This is a genomic window from Aquabacterium sp. (assembly GCF_041909175.1).
Classification (GTDB): Bacteria; Pseudomonadota; Gammaproteobacteria; order Burkholderiales; family Burkholderiaceae_C; genus Aquabacterium.
Window position 1 is genome coordinate 1 of sequence record NZ_JAYRDZ010000003.1, and the last position, 19,173, is coordinate 19,173.

17 protein-coding genes are annotated in these 19,173 nt (G+C 61.7%); 12 read left to right on the forward strand and 5 right to left on the reverse strand.

Annotated elements, in window-relative coordinates; genetic code table 11:
• Both flhC and flhD read right to left on the reverse strand, forming a co-directional pair.
• Nucleotides 1–515, reverse strand: a 515-nt coding sequence (flhC, locus tag ACE3PH_RS05035) for a flagellar transcriptional regulator FlhC (protein WP_374316904.1), incomplete at its 3' end; no start/stop codon positions are given.
• Nucleotides 516–567: 52 nt separating this feature from the next.
• Nucleotides 568–891 carry a flagellar transcriptional regulator FlhD gene (flhD, locus tag ACE3PH_RS05040; RefSeq protein WP_374316905.1) on the reverse strand — a complete coding sequence of 108 codons (324 nt, stop codon included), beginning with the start codon at nucleotides 889–891 and terminating at the stop codon, nucleotides 568–570.
• 430 nt (nucleotides 892–1,321) lie between these two features.
• On the opposite strand from flhD, the gene ACE3PH_RS05045 reads away from it, so the two are divergent.
• The 9 genes from ACE3PH_RS05045 (at nucleotide 1,322) to ACE3PH_RS05085 (ending at nucleotide 12,527) form a co-directional block, all read left to right on the forward strand.
• Nucleotides 1,322–2,011, forward strand: coding sequence for a transposase (locus ACE3PH_RS05045; protein WP_374316906.1), 690 nt, complete (start codon nucleotides 1,322–1,324; stop codon nucleotides 2,009–2,011).
• Between the two features lie 208 nt (nucleotides 2,012–2,219).
• Nucleotides 2,220–6,923 (forward strand): glutamate synthase-related protein, encoded by a 4,704-nt coding sequence (locus tag ACE3PH_RS05050; protein WP_374317272.1) that lies wholly within the window; start codon nucleotides 2,220–2,222, stop codon nucleotides 6,921–6,923.
• Between the two features lie 21 nt (nucleotides 6,924–6,944).
• A complete protein-coding gene (locus tag ACE3PH_RS05055) occupies nucleotides 6,945–8,411 on the forward strand; it encodes a glutamate synthase subunit beta (RefSeq protein WP_374316907.1) in 1,467 nt (488 codons plus the stop codon).
• Nucleotides 8,412–8,583: 172 nt separating this feature from the next.
• Complete coding sequence (locus ACE3PH_RS05060; protein WP_374317273.1) at nucleotides 8,584–9,369, forward strand: ABC transporter ATP-binding protein; 786 nt, start codon at nucleotides 8,584–8,586, stop codon at nucleotides 9,367–9,369.
• A gap of 11 nt (nucleotides 9,370–9,380) precedes the next feature.
• Nucleotides 9,381–10,151, forward strand: a complete 771-nt coding sequence (gene mlaE, locus ACE3PH_RS05065) for a lipid asymmetry maintenance ABC transporter permease subunit MlaE (RefSeq protein ID WP_374316908.1) — start codon at nucleotides 9,381–9,383, stop codon at nucleotides 10,149–10,151.
• A gap of 33 nt (nucleotides 10,152–10,184) precedes the next feature.
• A complete protein-coding gene (gene mlaD, locus ACE3PH_RS05070; RefSeq protein ID WP_374316909.1) occupies nucleotides 10,185–10,667 on the forward strand; it encodes an outer membrane lipid asymmetry maintenance protein MlaD in 483 nt (160 codons plus the stop codon).
• Complete coding sequence (locus ACE3PH_RS05075; protein ID WP_374316910.1) at nucleotides 10,664–11,527, forward strand: VacJ family lipoprotein; 864 nt, start codon at nucleotides 10,664–10,666, stop codon at nucleotides 11,525–11,527. The genes mlaD and ACE3PH_RS05075 overlap by 4 nt, the downstream gene beginning before the upstream one ends.
• Nucleotides 11,528–11,551: 24 nt before the next feature.
• The gene (locus ACE3PH_RS05080; RefSeq protein ID WP_374316911.1) at nucleotides 11,552–12,229 is read left to right on the forward strand and encodes a phospholipid-binding protein MlaC; all 678 of its coding nucleotides are present in this window, start codon (nucleotides 11,552–11,554) and stop codon (nucleotides 12,227–12,229) included.
• 4 nt (nucleotides 12,230–12,233) lie between these two features.
• Nucleotides 12,234–12,527 (forward strand): lipid asymmetry maintenance protein MlaB, encoded by a 294-nt coding sequence (locus tag ACE3PH_RS05085; RefSeq protein ID WP_374316912.1) that lies wholly within the window; start codon nucleotides 12,234–12,236, stop codon nucleotides 12,525–12,527.
• A gap of 2 nt (nucleotides 12,528–12,529) precedes the next feature.
• Here ACE3PH_RS05085 and zwf read toward each other — a convergent pair whose 3' ends face one another.
• Complete coding sequence (zwf, locus tag ACE3PH_RS05090; RefSeq protein WP_374316913.1) at nucleotides 12,530–13,999, reverse strand: glucose-6-phosphate dehydrogenase; 1,470 nt, start codon at nucleotides 13,997–13,999, stop codon at nucleotides 12,530–12,532.
• A gap of 147 nt (nucleotides 14,000–14,146) precedes the next feature.
• Between zwf and tal the strand changes: the two genes are divergently transcribed.
• From tal to ACE3PH_RS05105, 3 genes are read left to right on the forward strand one after another with little or no spacing between them, the layout of a single operon-like run.
• Complete coding sequence (gene tal / locus ACE3PH_RS05095; RefSeq protein WP_374316914.1) at nucleotides 14,147–15,094, forward strand: transaldolase; 948 nt, start codon at nucleotides 14,147–14,149, stop codon at nucleotides 15,092–15,094.
• Nucleotides 15,095–15,106: 12 nt separating this feature from the next.
• Nucleotides 15,107–16,747 (forward strand): glucose-6-phosphate isomerase, encoded by a 1,641-nt coding sequence (gene pgi / locus ACE3PH_RS05100; RefSeq protein ID WP_374316915.1) that lies wholly within the window; start codon nucleotides 15,107–15,109, stop codon nucleotides 16,745–16,747.
• Between the two features lie 4 nt (nucleotides 16,748–16,751).
• A complete protein-coding gene (locus ACE3PH_RS05105; RefSeq protein ID WP_374316916.1) occupies nucleotides 16,752–17,417 on the forward strand; it encodes an HAD family hydrolase in 666 nt (221 codons plus the stop codon).
• A gap of 12 nt (nucleotides 17,418–17,429) precedes the next feature.
• Here the strand turns inward: ACE3PH_RS05105 and rpoH are convergent, their stop codons facing one another.
• Both rpoH and ACE3PH_RS05115 read right to left on the reverse strand, forming a co-directional pair.
• Nucleotides 17,430–18,356: an RNA polymerase sigma factor RpoH gene (rpoH, locus tag ACE3PH_RS05110; RefSeq protein ID WP_374316917.1), complete on the reverse strand. Its 927-nt coding sequence runs from the start codon at nucleotides 18,354–18,356 to the stop codon at nucleotides 17,430–17,432.
• Nucleotides 18,357–18,446: 90 nt separating this feature from the next.
• Nucleotides 18,447–19,139 carry a GntR family transcriptional regulator gene (locus tag ACE3PH_RS05115; RefSeq protein WP_374316918.1) on the reverse strand — a complete coding sequence of 231 codons (693 nt, stop codon included), beginning with the start codon at nucleotides 19,137–19,139 and terminating at the stop codon, nucleotides 18,447–18,449.
• Nucleotides 19,140–19,173 lie beyond the last annotated feature (34 nt).

The following is a 19,173-nucleotide window of genomic DNA, read 5'->3' on the forward strand; positions in this document are numbered from 1 at the left end:
GAAGCCTTGCCCTTGCCGGCGCGAGCCGGCGGGTTGCACAGGCCACAGACATAGTGGCGCGAGATTTCATGCGGGTGGCTCACGAAGTGGCCGCCGCACTTGGAGCACTTGGTCATCGTCAGCATGCCGTTGTCGATGAACTTCACCAGACGCCAGGCGCGGGTCACCGACAGCAGCGGCTCGAGCCCCTGGGTCTGCGTCTGCTCCAGATAGAGCTGGTAGGCCTTGATCACCGTGTCGATCTCGTCGATCTCGGCGGCCTTGTTGAGGTACTCGTGGATGTTGAGAAACAGGCTCGAGTGGATATTGGGTTGCCAGGTCATGAACCAGTCGGTCGAAAACGGCAGCTGACCTTTCGAAGGCGACTTGCCCGAGACTTCCTTGTACAGGCGCAGCAGGCGCTCGTAGGACATGTCGGTCTCTGACTCCAGGACCTGCAGGCGTGCGCCGAGGTTGATCAGCGTGACGGCACGCTCGATTTGCTTGGCTTCGGTCAACAGGCTCTTGGTACGCATGGTGGGTCTCCGGCTGGGTGCGATGTCAGGTCTGGCGTCAGGGGCGGGTGGCTCAGGCAGCTTCCTGGTGCTGGCCGGCCATCAGGATGGAGGCGTGCAGGCGGGCCACATCGGTGGCGGCGCTGGTCTTGCCGTGGTTGGTCAGCAGGCCCCAGACCATGTCGTCGTTGATGCGCATGCGGCACAGCAGGGTGTTGCCCGAGGCCAGCTTGAGGACCTGCGCGGGCGACAGGGTGGCCAGCATGGTGGCGGCTTCTTCGGAGATGCCCAGGCGGAAGAGGGCTTGTTCGCGGTCGGTGCGGATGAGGCTTTGGGCCAGCATCAGGTAGGACAGGTTGACTTCGCGGATTTCGGAGAGGATCTGGTCGGCGTTCATGGCGGGGCTCCTGAATCAAGTCGTTGTGGCGTTGTCGATGGATTCATTGTGCAAATACCGGCCAGATTTCTTGATAGGCAACCGTCTGTAAGAAAGGTCGGCTGCCGGCTACAAGTTGTGTAGGAAGTTGTCTGACAACGTGCTTTCTGCTGGACAAAAAGCACCTGGACACCCGGCCAGAAAAAAGCCCTGCAATGCCGGGTCAGTCTTTTTCCTTGGATTGGTTTAACGGGGGGTGATGGTGTTGGGTGCGGTTGCGTTGTGTGCCGTCCGCGTGAAGATTCAAACGGCTGTTGGGATTACGCAACTCGTGCAATATTAAACGGGTGTTTGATTGTTGGTCTGTGCATACGGTCATCGCCCACGTTTTGGGACGAGTTGGCGGAAGGGCTGTGGCAATATTGGGGTCAGATCAGTCTGGGGTGAGTTCATGGCACGCATGCCTCGTTTGGGAGTGGCCGGGTGGCCGCAACTTGTTGTTCAGCGGGTGCTGCCTGGGCAGCAGTTGGTGGTGGACGATGAAGACGCAGCCCTGTTGCGCACCTGCATGGCCACGGCGGCGCGTGAGGCGGGTGTCCTGATCCATGCCTATGTGATCACCCCGGATCACTTCCACCTGTTGGTTGCGCCGTCGACGACAACAGGGCTCAGTTTGATGATGCAAGGCGTGGGAAGGCGCTATGTTGCGGCGTTCAACAAGCGGCATGCCCGCCAGGGCGGACTGTGGGCTGGTCGCTACCGTTCCACGGTTGTAGAGCCGGCCCACTACTTGCTTGATTGCATGGTATTCATCGAGCAGCATGCTGTCAGGGAAGGGCGCATCGAAGCAGGTCGGGCTGACCCCTGGTCGAGTGCGCCGCACCATCTCGGGATGCGCAACGACCCCCTGATCACCGACCACGCCTTGTTCTGGGCTTTGGGTAACACACCGTTCGAGCGCGAAGCGGTGTGGCGGGATCGCCTCGATGAGGGGCTGCCCTTGGCTCGGATTACGCGGCTGGCCCAAGCCGCTCACAAAGGTTGGGCGCTGGGTGAGGCGACGTTCCTGGCGGCCATCGAGGCAACTGCCGATCGGCGTGTTCAGCCCAAGCGTCGCGGCCGCCCTCGCAAGACGATGTGACCCTATTTATTTGGCGCGGGTGGCGTGCTTACCACTTAATTGGGGTCAGACCCTTTATGTTGTGCTTGAAAACACGGTGGTGCGGGAGTATCCTCGCGAGTCCCCGTGTTGTTTTTCCACACTAACCATTTTCTGGAGCGCCCACATGACCCAGGCGACTTCGGGAACGACGTTCCCTATCACCCCCGTGTCTGATGCCGCCACCCACATGGCGACCCGTCAGGAGATCCAGGCCGCAGCCGAACTGGGCATGTATGCCAACGCCGAGCACGATGCGTGCGGTGTGGGCTTCGTCGCGCACATCAAAGGCCAGAAGGCGCACAGCATCGTGTTGCAGGGTCTGAAGATCCTGGAAAACATCGACCACCGCGGCGCGGTGGGTGCCGACCCCCTGATGGGTGACGGTGCCGGTCTACTGATCCAGATCCCCGATGAGTTCTACCGTGCCGAGATGGCCAAGCAGGGCGTCGAGCTGCCTCCGCCTGGTGAATATGGCGTTGGCATGATCTTCCTGCCCAAGGAAAGTGCATCGCGTCAGGCTTGCGAGCAAGAGCTCGAACGTGCCATCAAGAACGAAGGTCAGGTGCTGCTGGGCTGGCGCGATGTGCCGGTCGACCGCGACATGCCCATGTCGCCGCTGGTGCGTGAAAAGGAACCCGTCATCCGCCAAGTCTTCATCGGCCGTGGTCATGACATCCTGGTGCCCGATGCCCTGGAGCGCAAGCTCTACGTCATCCGCAAGACGGCTTCCAGCAAGATTTCCAGCCTGAACCTGACCCATGGTGGCGAGTACTACGTGCCCAGCATGTCGTGCCGCACCATCATCTACAAGGGCCTGCTGCTGGCCGACCAGGTCGGCAAGTACTACCGTGACCTGCTCGACGAGCGCGTGGTGTCGGCACTGGCGCTGGTGCACCAGCGTTTCTCGACCAACACCTTCCCCGAATGGCCGCTGGCTCACCCGTACCGCATGGTCGCCCACAACGGCGAAATCAACACGGTCAAGGGCAACTTCAACTGGATGCGCGCCCGTGAAGGTGTGATGAAGTCGCCCGTGCTGGGCGACGACCTGAAGAAGCTGTACCCCATCAGCATGGATGGTCAGTCCGACACCGCCACGTTCGACAACGCGCTCGAACTGCTGGTGATGGCAGGCTACCCGCTGGCCCATGCCGCCATGATGATGATCCCGGAAGCCTGGGAACAGCACGCCACCATGGACGAGCGTCGCCGCGCCTTCTATGAATACCACGCTTCCATGATGGAGCCCTGGGATGGCCCTGCCGCCATGGTCTTCACCGATGGTCGCCAGATCGGCGCCACGCTGGACCGCAATGGCCTGCGCCCCGCACGCTTCATCATCACCGACGACGACCTGATCGTGCTGGCTTCCGAGTCGGGCGTGCTGCCCATTCCGGAAAACAAGATCGTCAAGAAGTGGCGTCTGCAACCGGGCAAGATGCTGCTGATCGACTTCGAACAAGGTCGCATCATCGAAGACGAGGAACTGAAGAACCAGTACGCCTCGGCCAAGCCTTATCGCCAGTGGATCGAAAACGTCCGCGTCGAGCTCGACAGCTTCGACGACAAGGGCGCTGTGGGCGAGTTCGGTGAATCGCTGCTGGACCGCCAGCAAGCCTTTGGCTTCACCCAGGAAGACATCAAGTTCCTGATGGCGCCGATGGCCCAGAACGGCGAAGAAGCCACCGGCTCCATGGGCAATGACTCGCCCCTGGCCGTGCTCTCCGACAAGAACAAGCCGCTGTACAACTACTTCAAGCAGCTGTTCGCCCAGGTGACCAACCCGCCGATCGACCCGATCCGCGAAAACGTGGTGATGTCGCTGGTGTCCTTCGTGGGCCCGAAGCCCAACCTGCTGGACATCAACGCCGTCAACCCGCCGATGCGTCTTGAGCTGACCCAGCCCGTGCTGGACTTCGACGACATGGCGCGCCTGCGCAACATCGAGAAGCACACTGGCGGCAAGTTCACACCGTACGAAATCGACATCACCTATCCCGCTGCCTGGGGTCATGACGGCGTGGAAGCCCGTCTGGCTTCGCTGTGTGCGGAAGCGGTGGAAGCCATCCAGTCCGGTCACAACATCCTGATCATCACCGATCGCAAGATGGACCGCGCCAACATCGCGATCCCTGCGCTGCTGGCCCTGTCGGCCATCCACCACCACCTGGTCCGCAAGGGTATGCGTACCTCGACCGGTCTGGTCGTGGAAACCGGTACCGCCCGTGAAGTGCACCACTTCGCCGTGCTGGCTGGTTACGGCGCGGAAGCTGTCCACCCCTACCTGGCCATGGAAACCCTGGTCAAGCTGGCCAAGGACCTGCCGGGCGACCTGTCGGCCGACAAGGCGATCTACAACTACATCAAGGCCATCGGCAAGGGTCTCTCGAAGATCATGTCGAAGATGGGCATCAGCACGTACATGTCGTACTGCGGCGCTCAGATCTTCGAAGCCATCGGTCTGAACAAGGAACTGATCGACAAGTACTTCCGTGGCACGCCCACGCAAGTCGGCGGCATCGGTGTGTTTGAAGTGGCTGAAGAAGCCATCCGCAACCACAAGGCTGCTTTCGGTAACGACCCCGTGCTGGCCAACGCACTGGACGCTGGTGGCGAGTACGCCTGGCGTACCCGCGGCGAAGAGCACATGTGGACGCCGGACGCCATTGCCAAGCTGCAGCACTCCACGCGCTCGGGCAAGTTCGACACCTACAAGGAATACGCCCAGATCATCAACGATCAGAGCAAGCGCCACCTGACCCTGCGTGGCCTGTTCGAGTTCAAGATCGATCCGACCAAGGCCATTCCGGTGGAGGAAGTCGAATCCGCAGCCGATATCGTCAAGCGCTTCGCCACCGGCGCCATGTCGCTGGGCTCCATCTCCACGGAAGCCCACTCGACGCTGGCCCTGGCCATGAACCGCATTGGCGGCAAGTCCAACACCGGTGAAGGTGGTGAAGACGAGCGTCGTTACCGCGACGAGCTCAAGGGCATCAAGATCAAGGCCGGCACCAAGGTTTCCGACATCGTGGGCGCTTCGCGCATCGAAGCCGACTACGAGATGAAGGAAGGCGACAGCCTGCGCTCGAAGATCAAGCAGGTGGCATCGGGCCGCTTCGGTGTGACCACCGAGTACCTGGTGTCTGCTGACCAGATCCAGATCAAGATGGCTCAAGGCGCCAAGCCCGGTGAAGGCGGTCAGCTGCCTGGCGGCAAGGTGTCCGAGTACATCGGCAAGCTGCGTCACTCCGTGCCGGGTGTGGGTCTGATCTCGCCGCCTCCGCACCATGACATCTACTCGATCGAAGACCTGGCTCAGCTGATCCACGATCTGAAGAACGTCAACCCCAAGGCTGACATCTCGGTCAAGCTGGTGTCCGAAGTGGGCGTCGGTACTGTGGCCGCTGGTGTGGCCAAGGCGAAGGCCGACCACATCGTGATCGCCGGTCACGACGGTGGCACGGGTGCATCGCCCTGGTCGTCGATCAAGCACTGCGGCACGCCGTGGGAACTCGGCCTGGCCGAAACCCAGCAGACTTTGGTGCTGAACCGCCTGCGCGGCCGTGTGCGCGTGCAGACCGACGGTCAGATCAAGACCGGTCGCGACGTGGTGATCGGTGCCCTGCTGGGTGCCGACGAGTTCGGCTTTGCCACTGCCCCGTTGGTGGTTGAAGGCTGCATCATGATGCGCAAGTGCCACCTGAACACCTGCCCGGTGGGTGTGGCCACCCAAGATCCGGTGCTGCGCAAGAAGTTCTCCGGCAAGCCTGAGCACGTCGTGAACTACTTCTTCTTCGTTGCCGAAGAAGCACGTCAGATCATGGCCCAACTGGGCATCAAGAAGTTCGACGAGCTGATTGGCCGCTCTGACCTGCTCGACACCCGCAAGGGCATCGAACACTGGAAGGCCAAGGGTCTGGACTTCTCCAAGGTCTTCGCCCTGCCGCAAGTGCCGGCCGAAATCCCTCGTCTGCACGTGGCCCATCAGGACCACGGTCTGGACAAGGCACTCGACCAGCGCCTCATCGAGAAGGCCAAGCCGGCCATCGAGCGCGGCGAATCGGTCAAGTTCATGGAAGTGGCCAAGAACGTCAACCGCACCGTCGGCGCCATGCTGTCGGGCGAGTTGATCAAGCACCATCCCGATGGTCTGCCTGACGACACCGTGTTCATCCAGATGGAAGGCACGGGTGGTCAATCCTTTGGCGCCTTCCTGGCCAAGGGCATCACGATGTACCTGATCGGTGAAGCCAACGACTACACCGGCAAGGGCTTGTCGGGTGGCCGCGTGGTCGTGCGTCCGAGCATCGACTTCCGTGGCAATGCCTCCGACAACATCATCGTGGGCAACACCGTGCTCTACGGTGCCACCAGCGGTGAGGCCTTCTTCCGCGGTGTGGGCGGCGAGCGTTTCGGTGTGCGTCTGTCCGGTGCCACCGCTGTGGTGGAAGGCACGGGCGACCACGGTTGTGAATACATGACCGGCGGTACCGTGGTTGTGCTGGGCAAGACCGGCCGCAACTTTGCAGCCGGCATGTCCGGTGGTGTGGCTTACGTCTACGACGAAGACGGTCAGTTCGCCAAGCGCGTCAACACCGCCCAGGTCTCGTTGGACAAGGTGCTGCCTGCTGCTGAGCAAGCCGACGCCGGTATCCCGATGCACAAGGGCCTGGCCGACGAAGCCATGCTCAAGAAGCTGGTCGAAGACCATCACCGCTGGACGGGTTCGCTGCGTGCCCGCGAGATCCTGGACAACTGGGCCACCGCCATGCCCAAGTTCGTCAAGGTCTTCCCGCATGAATACCGTCGCGCCCTGAGCGAAATGGGCGCCAAGCAAGAAGCCACGGCTGCGGTTGCCAAGGCCAAGTCCGCCACCAAGGCCAAGGCCTGAGCAGCGCGTTAGGAGTTTGAAATGGGAAAAGTCACTGGCTTTCTGGAATTTGAGCGCCTGGAAGAGGGCTACGAGCCCGTCGAAAAGCGCCTGAAGAACTACAAAGAGTTCGTCATCGGTCTGACGCCCGAGCAGGCCAAGCAACAAGGTGCGCGCTGCATGGATTGCGGCACGCCCTTCTGCAACAACGGCTGCCCGGTCAACAACATCATCCCGGACTTCAATGACCTGGTTTATCACCAGGATTGGCAGCGCGCGATCGAAGTTCTGCACAGCACCAACAACTTCCCCGATTTCACGGGTCGTGTCTGTCCGGCACCCTGTGAAGCCGCTTGCGTGCTGAACATCAACAACGATCCGATCGGCATCAAGTCGATTGAGCACGCCATCGTTGACCGTGCGTGGGCCGAAGGCTGGATCAAGCCTCAGCCGGCTGCCGTCAAGACGGGCAAGAAGGTCGCGATCGTGGGCTCCGGCCCTGCCGGCATGGCCGCTGCCCAGCAGCTGGCCCGTGCCGGTCACGATGTGACCGTGTTCGAAAAGAACGACACCATTGGTGGCCTGCTGCGTTTCGGTATTCCCGACTTCAAGTTCGACAAGTCGCACATCGACAAGCGCGTCAAGCAGATGGAAGCCGAAGGCGTGGTCTTCAAGACCAACACCATCGTGGGCGACATGCCCAAGGGTTCCAAGGTCACCAACTGGGCCAAGACCACCGTGTCGCCTGAACAGCTGAAGGCTGAATTCGACGCCGTGTTGCTGGCCGGTGGCTCCGAGCAGTCGCGTGATCTGCCGGTGCCCGGGCGTGACCTCGAAGGCGTGTATTTCGCCATGGAGTTCCTGCCGCAGCAAAACCGCATCAATGCGGGCGGCAAGGTCAAGGATCAGATCATGGCCACCGGCAAGGATGTGATCGTGATCGGTGGTGGTGACACGGGTTCCGACTGCGTGGGTACATCGAACCGTCACGGTGCCAAGAGCGTCACCCAGTTTGAAGTGATGCCCATGCCGCCCGAGCAGGAAAACAAGGACCTGACCTGGCCTTACTGGCCGATCAAGCTGCGCACTTCCTCGAGCCATGAAGAGGGTTGCACCCGCGAGTTCGCCATTGCCACCAAAGAATTCATTGGTGAAAAGGGCAAGCTCACCGGCCTGAAGACCGTGCACGTCGAGTTCAAGGACGGCAAATTCGCAGAAATCGCCGGCACCGAGAAGACCTACAAGGCTGATCTGGTGCTGCTGGCCATGGGTTTCACCAATCCGGTTTCCACCCTGCTGGAAGGCTTTGGCGTGGACAAGGACGCCCGTGGTAACGCCAAGGCAACGACCGAGGTCGAGGGTGGTTACAAGACCAGCGCCGACAAGGTGTTTGCAGCTGGCGACGTCCGTCGCGGTCAGTCGCTGGTGGTCTGGGCCATCCGCGAAGGCCGTCAGGCAGCCCGTGCCATCGACGAGTCCCTGATGGGTGTCACGAGTTTGCCGCGTTAAGCAAGTGTTGACACCGTGAACAGGCAGGCTTTTCGAAGCTGCAACAATCGATAGGGCGGGAATCCCCTATGATCCAATGGCCGGTGAGTGTTCACCGGCCAATTTTTTTGTCATGACACCACCACTTACTTCTGCATCCGAAGTCGAGCCGACGACCGACCAGGCGCCGGCCATGCTGTCGTTGCGCGGAGTCACCTGTGGCTACGGTGACCGTGTTGTGCTGTCCGATATCAACCTCGAAGTCCCCCGTGGCCAGTTGGTCGCGCTGATGGGAACTTCCGGTGGAGGCAAGACGACCGTTTTGCGCCTGATCGGTCGGCAACTGTCGCCTTTGAGCGGACAGGTTCTGGTCAATGGCGTCGACATGTCGACGCTCGACAGCGACGCGCTGATGGCCATGCGTCGCCGCATGGGCATGCTGTTCCAGTTCGGTGCCTTGTTCACCGACCTGTCGGTGTTCGAAAACGTGGCCTTTCCGCTGCGCGAGCACACGCGTCTGCCTGAGTCCATCATCCGTGATCTGGTACTCATGAAGCTCAATGCCGTGGGCTTGCGCGGTGCGCGCGACCTGATGCCCAGCGAGATCTCCGGAGGCATGTCTCGCCGCGTGGCGCTGGCTCGTGCCATGGCGCTCGACCCGGAGTTGATGCTCTATGACGAGCCCTTCGCCGGGCTTGACCCCATTTCGATGGGCGTGTCGGCCAGGTTGATTCGCGAGTTGAACGACACGATGGGCATGACCAGTATCCTGGTTTCCCACGATGTCGAAGAGACCTTCCTGATTGCTGACCACGTGGTGCTGCTGGCCAACGGTCGGGTTGTGGCGCAGGGGTCGCCGCAGCAGATGCGTGAAAGCGAGGATCCGTTGGTTCAGCAGTTTGTGCGTGCGCAGCCGGATGGTCCCGTTCGGTTCCACTATCCCGCTGTCGATGCGGGGCAGGATTACGGGGTGCGCTGATGGTGATTGACTTGCTTTCCCGTATTGGGTTCGCTGTTCGCAGCAAGCTGGCAGATATTGGCACGGCTGCACGGCTGTTTGGCCGTCTGCTGCTGTCCTTGGGGGCGACCTTGCGTCGCGGCCGTCTGCTGGTGGAGCAGATCCACTTCCTGGGCAACTATTCCCTGGCCATCATTGTGGTTTCGGGCTTGTTCGTCGGCTTTGTGCTGGCCTTGCAGGGTTACTATATTTTGCAGCGCTTCGGCTCCAGCGAGGCCCTGGGCGAAATGGTGGCCCTGTCGCTGGTTCGTGAGCTCGGCCCGGTGGTTGCGGCCCTGCTGTTTGCCGGGCGTGCAGGCACGTCATTGACGGCAGGCATCGGGCTGATGAAAGCCGGTGAGCAGTTGTCGGCCATGGAAATGATGGCGGTAGACCCCATTCAGCGGGTGCTGGCCCCTCGTTTCTGGGGTGGTGTGATCGCCATGCCCTTGCTGGCTTCGGTATTCTCGGCAGTCGGTGTGATCGGCGGCTGGGTCGTTGGCGTGGTGCTGATCGGCATCGACGATGGCTCGTTCTGGTCCCAGATGCAAGGCGGCGTCGAAGTCTGGTCCGATGTGGGCAATGGGCTGATCAAGAGCATTGTCTTTGGCCTTACCGTGACCTTCGTGGCCTTGCTGCAGGGCTACGAGTGTCAACCGACCCCGGAAGGGGTGTCCCGCGCCACGACCCGTACCGTGGTGATGGCCTCGCTGGCCGTGCTGGGGCTCGATTTCATTCTGACAGCCATGATGTTCTCGATCTGACCGGGTCATATCGAGTTGGCGGAGATAACAACGATGCAACGTTCCAAACATGATGTCTGGGTTGGCCTGTTCGTGCTGCTGGGCGCGGTGGCCATTCTTTTTCTGGCGATGAAGGCGGGCAACCTGCTGAGCCTGTCTTTCGAGCAGACCTATTCCGTGAGTGCCCGTTTTGACAACATCGGTGGCCTCAAGCCCAAGGCTGCGGTCAAGAGCGCCGGCGTGGTGGTGGGGCGTGTCAAGGCCATCCACTTCGATGGCAAGACCTACCAGGCTACGGTGGACCTGGAGATTCAGAAGAGTGCAGCCTTTCCCAAGGACACTTCTGCCAAGATCCTCACGGCTGGCCTGTTGGGTGAGCAGTACATTGGGCTCGAACCTGGCTACGATGACAAGGTCCTGGCTCAAGGTGATGCCATCAAGACAACCCAGTCCGCCATCGTGCTGGAAAACCTGATCAGCCAGTTCCTGTTCAGCAAGGCGGCCGATGGTCCGTCGTCGACGGGAGATAAAAAATGAGGCAAACAAGGCAGCAGGCTCGTCTGAGCCGCATGCTGGTTGTCGCAGGGGTGCTGGTCTCCGGTTTGATCCTGCAAGGCTGCGCGACACAGCAGAATCGTGACCCGCTGGAAGCCTACAACCGCAAGGTGTTTGCCTTCAATGATGGCCTGGATCAGCATGTGCTGAAACCTGCCGCCGAGGGCTATAAGGCAGCCACGCCGGACTTTTTCCGTACCGCCGTCACGAACTTCGTCAACAATCTGACCGATGTCTGGTCGGCCGTCAACCTGTTCCTGCAGGGTCACCCTGGTAATGGGGCCACCCAGATCATGCGCGTCAGCGTGAACACGGTGTTCGGTCTGGGCGGTCTGATCGACATGGCTACCCCCATGCGGCTGGAGCGGCAGAGCGAGGATTTCGGGCAGACGCTGGGTGTGTGGGGCGTGCCATCCGGGGCCTACATCGTCTGGCCTGTGCTGGGTTCTTCCACGTTCCGTGATTCGGTGGGCTTGCCAGCTGATCTGTATTTCAGCGCCTCGACCGTCATGGCGACCCCGGCAGGGGCCAATATCGCCCGGGTTACCCAATTGGTTAACACGCGGGCCAATGTGCTGGGTGCGACCGATCTGCTGCAGGACATTGCCCTCGACAAATACTCGTTTGTGCGGGATGCCTATCTGCAACGCCGCATCAGCCTCATCTACAACGGGGAGCCCCCGGAGGAAGAGGATGTGCCCTACGAGGATGAGCGCTACGACGAGCCGGAGCAAAAGCCCGCTGAGCGCCCGCAGTCGCTGGCACCCTCGCTGCATCAAGGCTCGCCTGTCATCACTGTGGCTGAACGCGCAGGTCTACGCGCAGACGATGTCGTGCGTTAAGCCTTTTGAACAGACTTTTCACTCATGAACATGAAAACGGTTTTCTCTTCTTCTCTGTTGCGTGCTGCGGTGGCTGTTCTGGCGCTGCAAGGTGCCGCATGGCCTCTGGTCGCTGCCCATGCTGAAACGGCGCCGGTCGCCGCTACCACGCAGGCACCGGATGTGTTCGTCCAGTCCATCACGGCTGACCTGATTGCCACCGTGCGTCAGGACAAGGCGATCCAGAGCGGCGATCTGCGCAAGGCCATTGCCGTCATCGAGGCCAAGGTCCTGCCTCACATCGACTTCCAGCGCATGACCGCCTCGGCGGTGGGGCGCAACTGGCGTCAGGCCACACCCGACCAGCAAAAACGGCTGCAGGAAGAGTTCAAGACCTTGTTGGTCTATACCTATGCCGGTGCAGTCAGTCAGATCCGTGACCAGACCATCGAATACAAGCCTGTTCGCTCGCGTCCGGACGACACCGAAGTGGTGGTGCGTTCCGTCGTGAAGGGCAAGGGCGATCCGATCCAGATCGATTACCGTCTGGAAAAGGCCGCTACGGGCTGGCGCGTGTATGACGTCAACGTGCTGGGTGCCTGGCTGGTGGAAACCTACCGCGCCAGCTTTGCCCAGGAAGTCTCTGCGTCGGGTATCGATGGCCTGATTGCCAAGCTGACCGAGCGCAACAAGCAGCTTGCCACCAAGAAAACGGCAGGGTGAGACCATGTTGATGCTGCCCGCCGTACTCACGCACGCCGAAGTGCCTGCCACCCTGCGTCTGTTCAAGGAGACGCTGGACCAGGCTGCGGCGGCGACGACGGCTGAAGCGGCCCTGGCGATGCTGACGGTGGATGGTTCTACCTTGCAGCAGTTCGACTCCAGTGCGCTGGCCGTGCTGCTCGAGTGTCAGCGCATGGCGCGGGCCAAGGGCCGCGCCTTCGCTGTGCGTTCACTGCCCGTCAAGCTTCAGGAGTTGGCGCGCCTCTATGGCGTGGATGGGCTCCTGCAGTCGGCTTGAGGTCAGAGCTCTTCTGGCCAGGTGAAGCTGTCGCGTGCCACCAGGGCACTCGATGCCGGTGGACCCCAGGTTCCCGCTGCATAAGGGCGCAGACCTGAGGGGTCCTGAGCCCAGGTGTCCAGAATGGGTTGCACCCAACGCCAGGCCTGTTCCTGCTCATCCGAGCGGACAAACAGGTTCAGCCGTCCGGCCAGGGCATCCAGCAGCAAGCGCTCGTAGGCACCGACGCGTTCTGTCGGGAAGGCCTTGTCGAAGTCCAGATCCAGTGACACCGGGCTGAGCGCCTCGTGCCCGTTGCCGCCAGCCAGCACCGAGCTCAATCCGCCCTTGGCTGCCAGCAACTGCAACTCCAGTCCATCTTCGGGTTGCAGCTTGATCACCAGCCGGTTGGGCGCGTGCGAGCCCGGGAAGATCGGATGCGGAATCGGGCGGAAGTTGACGACGATTTCCGAGTGACGCTGTGCCAGGCGCTTGCCTGTGCGCAGGTAGAAGGGCACCCCGGCCCAGCGCCAGTTGGCGATCTCGCAGCGCAGTGCCACAAAGGTTTCGGTCTGGCTGTCTGCGGGGACCTTGTCTTCCTCGTGGTAGCCCGGTACGTGCTCGCCATCAATCGAGCCTGCGCGGTATTGCCCTCGCACCACATCGCGACCGACGGTGAAGGCGTCGAACGGCTTGAGCGACCGCAGCACCTTGAGCTTTTCGTCGCGGATGGCATCGGCATCGGCACTCGAGGGCGGCTCCATGGCGATCATGGTCAGCAATTGCAGCGCATGGTTCTGAATCATGTCGCGCAGCGCCCCGGTGCGGTCATAGAAATCACCGCGCGTGCCCACGCCAAGGCTTTCTGCCAGGGTGATCTGGATATTGGCGATGTTTTCGCGGCGCCACAGTGGCTCGAACAGCACATTGCCGAAACGCAGGGCCACCAGATTCTGAACCGATGGTTTGCCAAGGTAATGGTCGATGCGCAGGGCCTGGCGTTCGGAAAATACCGATCGCACGACGCGGTTGATTTCCTGTGCGCTGGCCAGGTCATGACCAAGTGGCTTTTCCAGCACGACGCGTACGCGTTCGTGGTTGAGTCCGCATTGCCCCAGTTGCTGGCAGATCTGAGGGAACAGATGCGGGCTGGTGGCCAGGTACATCACGATGGTGTCGGCCTGGCGCGACTCCAGCCAGCTCTTGAGACGTAGGTAGTCGGCCTCCTGCGACAGGTCCATGCGCAGGTAGTGGATCAGCTCGGCAAACCGGCTGAACTCTTCATCTGTCGGGCGCTTGGCGCTTTCGGCCTCTTGCAGCCGGGCCTTGAGCCAGGCGCGGTAACCGGCGCTGTCGCGGTCATCACGGGCCACGGCCAGGATGCGGCCGTCAGCGGGCAATTTGCCATGTCGCCAAGCCTGAAACAGGGACGGCATCAGTTTGCGCCAGGTCAGGTCGCCCGTGCCCCCAAAGAAAACCAGCTCAAAGGACATCCCGTCCCCCTTGAAAGCGGGTATGCAAACAGTTCGTCATGAAAATGCGTTCAAAATAAGGTGCAAGATAAAGCAATTCGCTGCAGGCGGTCTGTGTCATAGGCGCGGAATCCGCCGGCTTCTTCTTTTCGGTCTGGTTTTGGATACATGGCTTCGCAACTCGATCAACTCAAGCAGTTCACCACGGTCGTGGCGGACACCGGTGATTTCAAGCAGATGGCGCAATTCCTGCCTCAGGATGCCACCACCAACCCGTCGCTGATTCTCAAGGCGGTTCAAAAGCCCGATTACGCCCCCCTGCTGGCCGATACGGTTGCGGCCCACAAGGGCGCCTCGCTCGAAGAGATTGTGGACCATGTGCTGGTTCGTTTCGGGCTTGAGATCCTGAAAGTCGTGCCGGGGCGCGTTTCCACGGAAGTGGATGCCCGCCTGAGCTTTGACCGCCCGGCCACCCTGGCCCGCGCACGTCGCCTGATTGGTCTGTATGAAGCTGCCGGCATCAACCGCCAGCGCGTGCTCATCAAGATCGCGGCCACCTGGGAAGGCATCCAGGCTGCTAGAGAGCTGGAGCTCGAGGGCATCCATTGCAATCTGACACTGCTGTTCTCGTTCTGCCAGGCGCAGGCCTGCGGGGACGCCAATGTGCAGCTGATCTCCCCCTTCGTTGGTCGCATCTATGACTGGTACAAGAAGTCCGCCGGTGCCAGCTGGGATGAGGCCGCCAATGCTGGCGTCAATGACCCGGGCGTGAAGTCGGTGGCCCGTATCTATGACCATTACAAGGCGCATGGCATTCGCACGGAAGTGATGGGGGCGAGCTTCCGCAATGTGGGTCAGATCACGGCGCTGGCCGGTTGCGACCTGCTCACGATCAGCCCGGACCTGCTGGCGCAATTGCAAGCTGCCGACAGTGCTGTCGAGCGCCGCCTGGCACCGGCCAGCCACATCCAGCCTCCACCTGCACAGTTGACTGAAGCCGCGTTCCGCTTCGCCCTGAACGAAGACGCCATGGCCACCGAAAAACTGGCCGAAGGCATCCGGCTGTTTGCCGTTGATGCCGGCAAGCTCGACGCGCTGATCGAAGCCCAGCGCTGAGGGGCGGGCAGGATGAGCTTTCCGCGCTGTGATCGGACGGTGGCCTGGGGTGCCCTGCAAGGGCACTATGAGGCGCATGGCCGAGACCTCGATCTGAGGCAGATCTTTGCGCAAGACCCGGGCAGGGTAGAGCGTTTCAAGCTGCAGGCTCCGCATGTGCAGGTCGACCTGTCTCGGGCCTTGCTGGACGTGGCCACGGCACAGCACCTGTTTGATCTGGCTCGCGAGTGCGGTCTGGAAGCGCGGCGCGACGCCATGCTGGCGGGAGAGCCGATCAATGTCACCGAAGGCCGCGCTGTGCTGCACACGGCGCTGCGGGCTCCCCGGGGTACGGCACCTTTCAGCGACAAGGTGCATGGCACGCTTGACCGCATGCTGGATTTCGTCGAGTCGGTTCGGGCCACGGCTGGTGGTGCGGTGCCCGGCGATATCCGGGATGTGGTCAACATTGGCATCGGTGGCTCCGATCTGGGGCCGCAGATGGTGGTGCCGGCCCTGGATGCCTATGTGCACCCCGGGCTGCAGTTCCACTTCGTCTCGAATGTGGATGGTCAGGATCTGGGGCAATTGCTGCGCCGCCTGCACCCTGACCACACGCTGTTCGTGATCGCATCCAAGACGTTCACGACCCAGGAAACCATGGCCAATGCCCATGCGGCCAAGCAGTGGTTTCTGGACCAGGGGCGCGACGACATTGCCCGGCACTTTGTGGCCACCACGACGAATGTCGAGTTGGCTGCAGAGTTTGGCATCACCACCACCTTCGGATTCTGGGACTGGGTGGGCGGGCGTTTCTCGATGTGGTCATCCATCGGGCTGCCCATTGCGCTGGCACTGGGCCGCGAACATTTCCTGGGTCTGCTCGAAGGCGCCCGGGCGATGGATGAGCATTTCGCCCATGCACCGCTGACGGCCAACCTGCCCATGTGGCTGGGTTTGCTGGACGTCTGGTATCGCAACTTCCGTGGCTACAGCAGCCGTTGCGTCTCGCCTTATCACCATGGTCTGCGGCGTTTGCCCGCCTACCTGCAGCAGTTGGTCATGGAAAGCAATGGCAAGGGCGTTGACCAGGACGGCAACGCCTTGCCCTATTCGACCAGTGAGGTGGTCTGGGGCGAACCGGGTACCAATGGCCAGCATGCCTTTTTCCAGATGCTGCACCAGGGGACCGACGTGATCCCGGTGGAGTTCATCCTGGTGCGTGAGCCCATTCACCGCGAACACGACAACTGGTCGCCAGCCTTGCGCGATTTGATGGCGCAGCAACACCGCATGCTGCTGGCCAACGGCCTGGCGCAGGCACAGGCCCTGATGTGCGGCAAGACCGAAGCCGAGGCCGCAGCCGAATCTGCCCCGACGGCATCGGTCACCATGTCGGCGCAAGCGATGGCGCGGCACCGCACCTTCCCGGGTAACCGCCCCAGCATGACCTTGCTGCTAGAGCAACTCACGCCGCAGTCGCTGGGCGCCCTGGTGGCGATGTACGAGCACCGCACCTTCGTCAGTGGTGCTCTGTGGGGCATCAACTCCTTTGACCAATGGGGGGTGGAGCTGGGCAAGGCCCTGTGCAAGACCTTGCTGCCTCGGCTGGAGTCAGGTGATGTCGCCGGGCTGGACGAGGCCACCGCCGCCCTGATTCGCGTGTTGCGCTGAAGACATGAATACCTTGCCCGTCACGGCGTCGCCTGCCGAAGCCATTGTGTTTGACTTCGGTGGGGTGCTGTTCAACTGGCAACCACCCAAGCTGATTCAGCAAGTGTGGCCTCACCATGCTCGCAATGACGAGGAAGCCCTGGCACTTGCGCAAGCCGTGTTCCAGTCCTTCGTGCCGGGCTGTGACTGGTCGGAGTTTGACCGGGGTGTGCTGAGCCGGGACGAGACCCTGCGCCGCATTGCTGCCCGGACCGGCTTGCCACTGTCAGACCTGGACGCACTGGTGTCGGCGATTCCGCCGCATCTGGCCCCGGTGCAGGCCACCGTGGCCTGGCTGGAGCGGCTGGCAGCGGCTGGCGTGCGGCTGCATTTTCTGTCGAACATGCCGCGCCCTTACGCCGACTATCTGGAGTCTCGGCACGCCTTCCTGCGGCATTTCCGCAGTGGTGTGTTTTCCTGTGATGTGCACGAGGTCAAGCCCGGCGAAGGCATTTTCCGCATCGCGCAGGAGCGCCTCGGTGTGAACCCGGCGCGGACGGTGTTCATTGATGATCACCCACGCAATGTGGAAATGGCCTGCGAGCTGGGCTGGCAGGCCATTCAGTTTGTGGACGCGGCGCAGTGCGAGCAGGCGCTGCAGCAGTCGGGCTGGCTGGCGCCCGGTCGGTGATCGCTGATTCGGTCAGGCCTGGGCCGTCTCGCTGAGCGCCTTGCGCATTTTCTTCATGGCGGCGGCCTCGATCTGACGCACGCGCTCGGCGCTGACACCGTATTCGGCGGCCAGTTCGTGCAGGGTCATGCCGCCGGAACCGTCGTCATTCACCTTCAACCAGCGCTCTTCGACAATGCGGCGCGAGCGCGCATCCAGTTGTCCTAGCGCGTGGCTGATGCCGTCGGTGGCGAGCCAGTCGCGGTGCTGGGCTTCGATGACGCGGGTGGGCTCATGGCCTTCATCTGCCAGATAGTGCACCGGGGCCAGCGTGCCTTCGTGATCGTCGTCTGCTGGGGCTTCGAGGGCGACGTCACCACCCGCCATGCGGGTTTCCATTTCGATCACGTCTTCCGGGCGCACGTCAAGCTGGCTGGCGACGCGGTGGATTTCGGCTTCCGTGAAGGCCATGCGACCGACATGCTCTTCGTCGGCCTCACCCTTGAATTGGTGCTTGAGTGACCGCAGATTGAAGAAGAGCTTGCGCTGGGCCTTGGTGGTGGCCACCTTCACCATGCGCCAGTTGCGCAGGATGTATTCGTGGATTTCAGCCTTGATCCAGTGCATGGCGTAGCTGACCAGACGGACGCCTTGATCCGGGTCGAAGCGACGCACAGCCTTCATCAGGCCGACGTTGCCTTCCTGGATCAGGTCGCCCTGGGGCAGACCGTAACCCATGTACTGACGCGAGATGGACACCACCAGACGCAGGTGTGACAACACCAGCCGGCCAGCTGCTTGCAGGTCGTTCTGCTCGCGCAGCTTGCGCGCCAGCTCCTGCTCCTCGTTGGCCTCCAGCATGGGGATCTCTTGCACCGCACGGATGTAAGCATCCAGGTTGCCCAGCGAGGGCACCAGGGTCCAGGGGTCACGGGTGGCAATGGCAGTGGTGATAGTCATTACGGGCAGTCCTTTCGGAGTCGTCCTTCCAATCAATATTAGCACTCTATGTCTTTGAGTGCTAAGTGGGGAAAAGTTCCCTCGATTGGTTTAATTTTGCGCGGCACCATCTGCCGATGGTCGAGCGCCGCTGACCGTACTAGACAACTGTGTCAGGATGGCCGCGCGCACGTTCTGCACATGCGCCATGCCGGCAGCGTCAGCTGCACAAGCATCGCCACGGAGTACGGCGTCGCACATGGCCAGGTAGTCACGCATGCGAACCTGTTGCAGCGTGGATGGCCGGTGCTGCGCGTAGACGACCGGCATCTGAATAGACGGAAACAGCCGCTGCAACTCGCGGCTGCCGCTGATGTGCAACAGGGCGCGATAGAGGCCGCGCCGGGCTCGCGCGAAGGCGTGGGTGTCCCCAGTCGCATTGGCCTGCTCCAGTTCGGCAAGGGCCTCACGAAGCGGTGTGTCTGACTTGCCGGCTGCGATGCCCTGTGCCGCGCTTCTGGCCAGCAAGCCGGTCATGCGTTCTGCCACGTCCAGCACCTCGAGTGTTTCCTCGATGCTGAGCGATCGGATGGTTGCACCTTTGTTGCGCTGCAGCTCGACAACGCCTTGTGCCGCCAGTTGCAGCAGGGCTTCCCGCACGGAATTGCGGCTCACGTCGTATTGCGCCACGAGGTCCACCTCGACCAGCCGCTGCCCCGGGACGATCTTCTGCTCTGCCAATCCATTGAGGATGCCGTAGACCACCGTGCTTGATGCGCTGGTGGTGGCGTCAGTGAGTGACATGCGTTGGGGATGTGTTGGAGATGGCGGAATGGCT

Bases quoted from the DNA above. Each gene is read 5' to 3' on its own strand.
- flhD (WP_374316905.1), bottom strand. From the start codon at position 891: ATGAACGCCGACCAGATCCTCTCCGAAATCCGCGAAGTCAACCTGTCC.
- ACE3PH_RS05045 (WP_374316906.1), top strand. From the start codon at position 1,322: ATGGCACGCATGCCTCGTTTGGGAGTGGCCGGGTGGCCGCAACTTGTT.
- ACE3PH_RS05050 (WP_374317272.1), top strand. From the start codon at position 2,220: ATGGCGACCCGTCAGGAGATCCAGGCCGCAGCCGAACTGGGCATGTAT.
- ACE3PH_RS05055 (WP_374316907.1), top strand. From the start codon at position 6,945: ATGGGAAAAGTCACTGGCTTTCTGGAATTTGAGCGCCTGGAAGAGGGC.
- ACE3PH_RS05060 (WP_374317273.1), top strand. From the start codon at position 8,584: ATGCTGTCGTTGCGCGGAGTCACCTGTGGCTACGGTGACCGTGTTGTG.
- mlaD (WP_374316909.1), top strand. From the start codon at position 10,185: ATGCAACGTTCCAAACATGATGTCTGGGTTGGCCTGTTCGTGCTGCTG.
- ACE3PH_RS05075 (WP_374316910.1), top strand. From the start codon at position 10,664: ATGAGGCAAACAAGGCAGCAGGCTCGTCTGAGCCGCATGCTGGTTGTC.
- ACE3PH_RS05080 (WP_374316911.1), top strand. From the start codon at position 11,552: ATGAACATGAAAACGGTTTTCTCTTCTTCTCTGTTGCGTGCTGCGGTG.
- ACE3PH_RS05085 (WP_374316912.1), top strand. From the start codon at position 12,234: ATGTTGATGCTGCCCGCCGTACTCACGCACGCCGAAGTGCCTGCCACC.
- zwf (WP_374316913.1), bottom strand. From the start codon at position 13,999: ATGTCCTTTGAGCTGGTTTTCTTTGGGGGCACGGGCGACCTGACCTGG.
- tal (WP_374316914.1), top strand. From the start codon at position 14,147: ATGGCTTCGCAACTCGATCAACTCAAGCAGTTCACCACGGTCGTGGCG.
- pgi (WP_374316915.1), top strand. From the start codon at position 15,107: ATGAGCTTTCCGCGCTGTGATCGGACGGTGGCCTGGGGTGCCCTGCAA.
- ACE3PH_RS05105 (WP_374316916.1), top strand. From the start codon at position 16,752: ATGAATACCTTGCCCGTCACGGCGTCGCCTGCCGAAGCCATTGTGTTT.
- rpoH (WP_374316917.1), bottom strand. From the start codon at position 18,356: ATGACTATCACCACTGCCATTGCCACCCGTGACCCCTGGACCCTGGTG.
- ACE3PH_RS05115 (WP_374316918.1), bottom strand. From the start codon at position 19,139: ATGTCACTCACTGACGCCACCACCAGCGCATCAAGCACGGTGGTCTAC.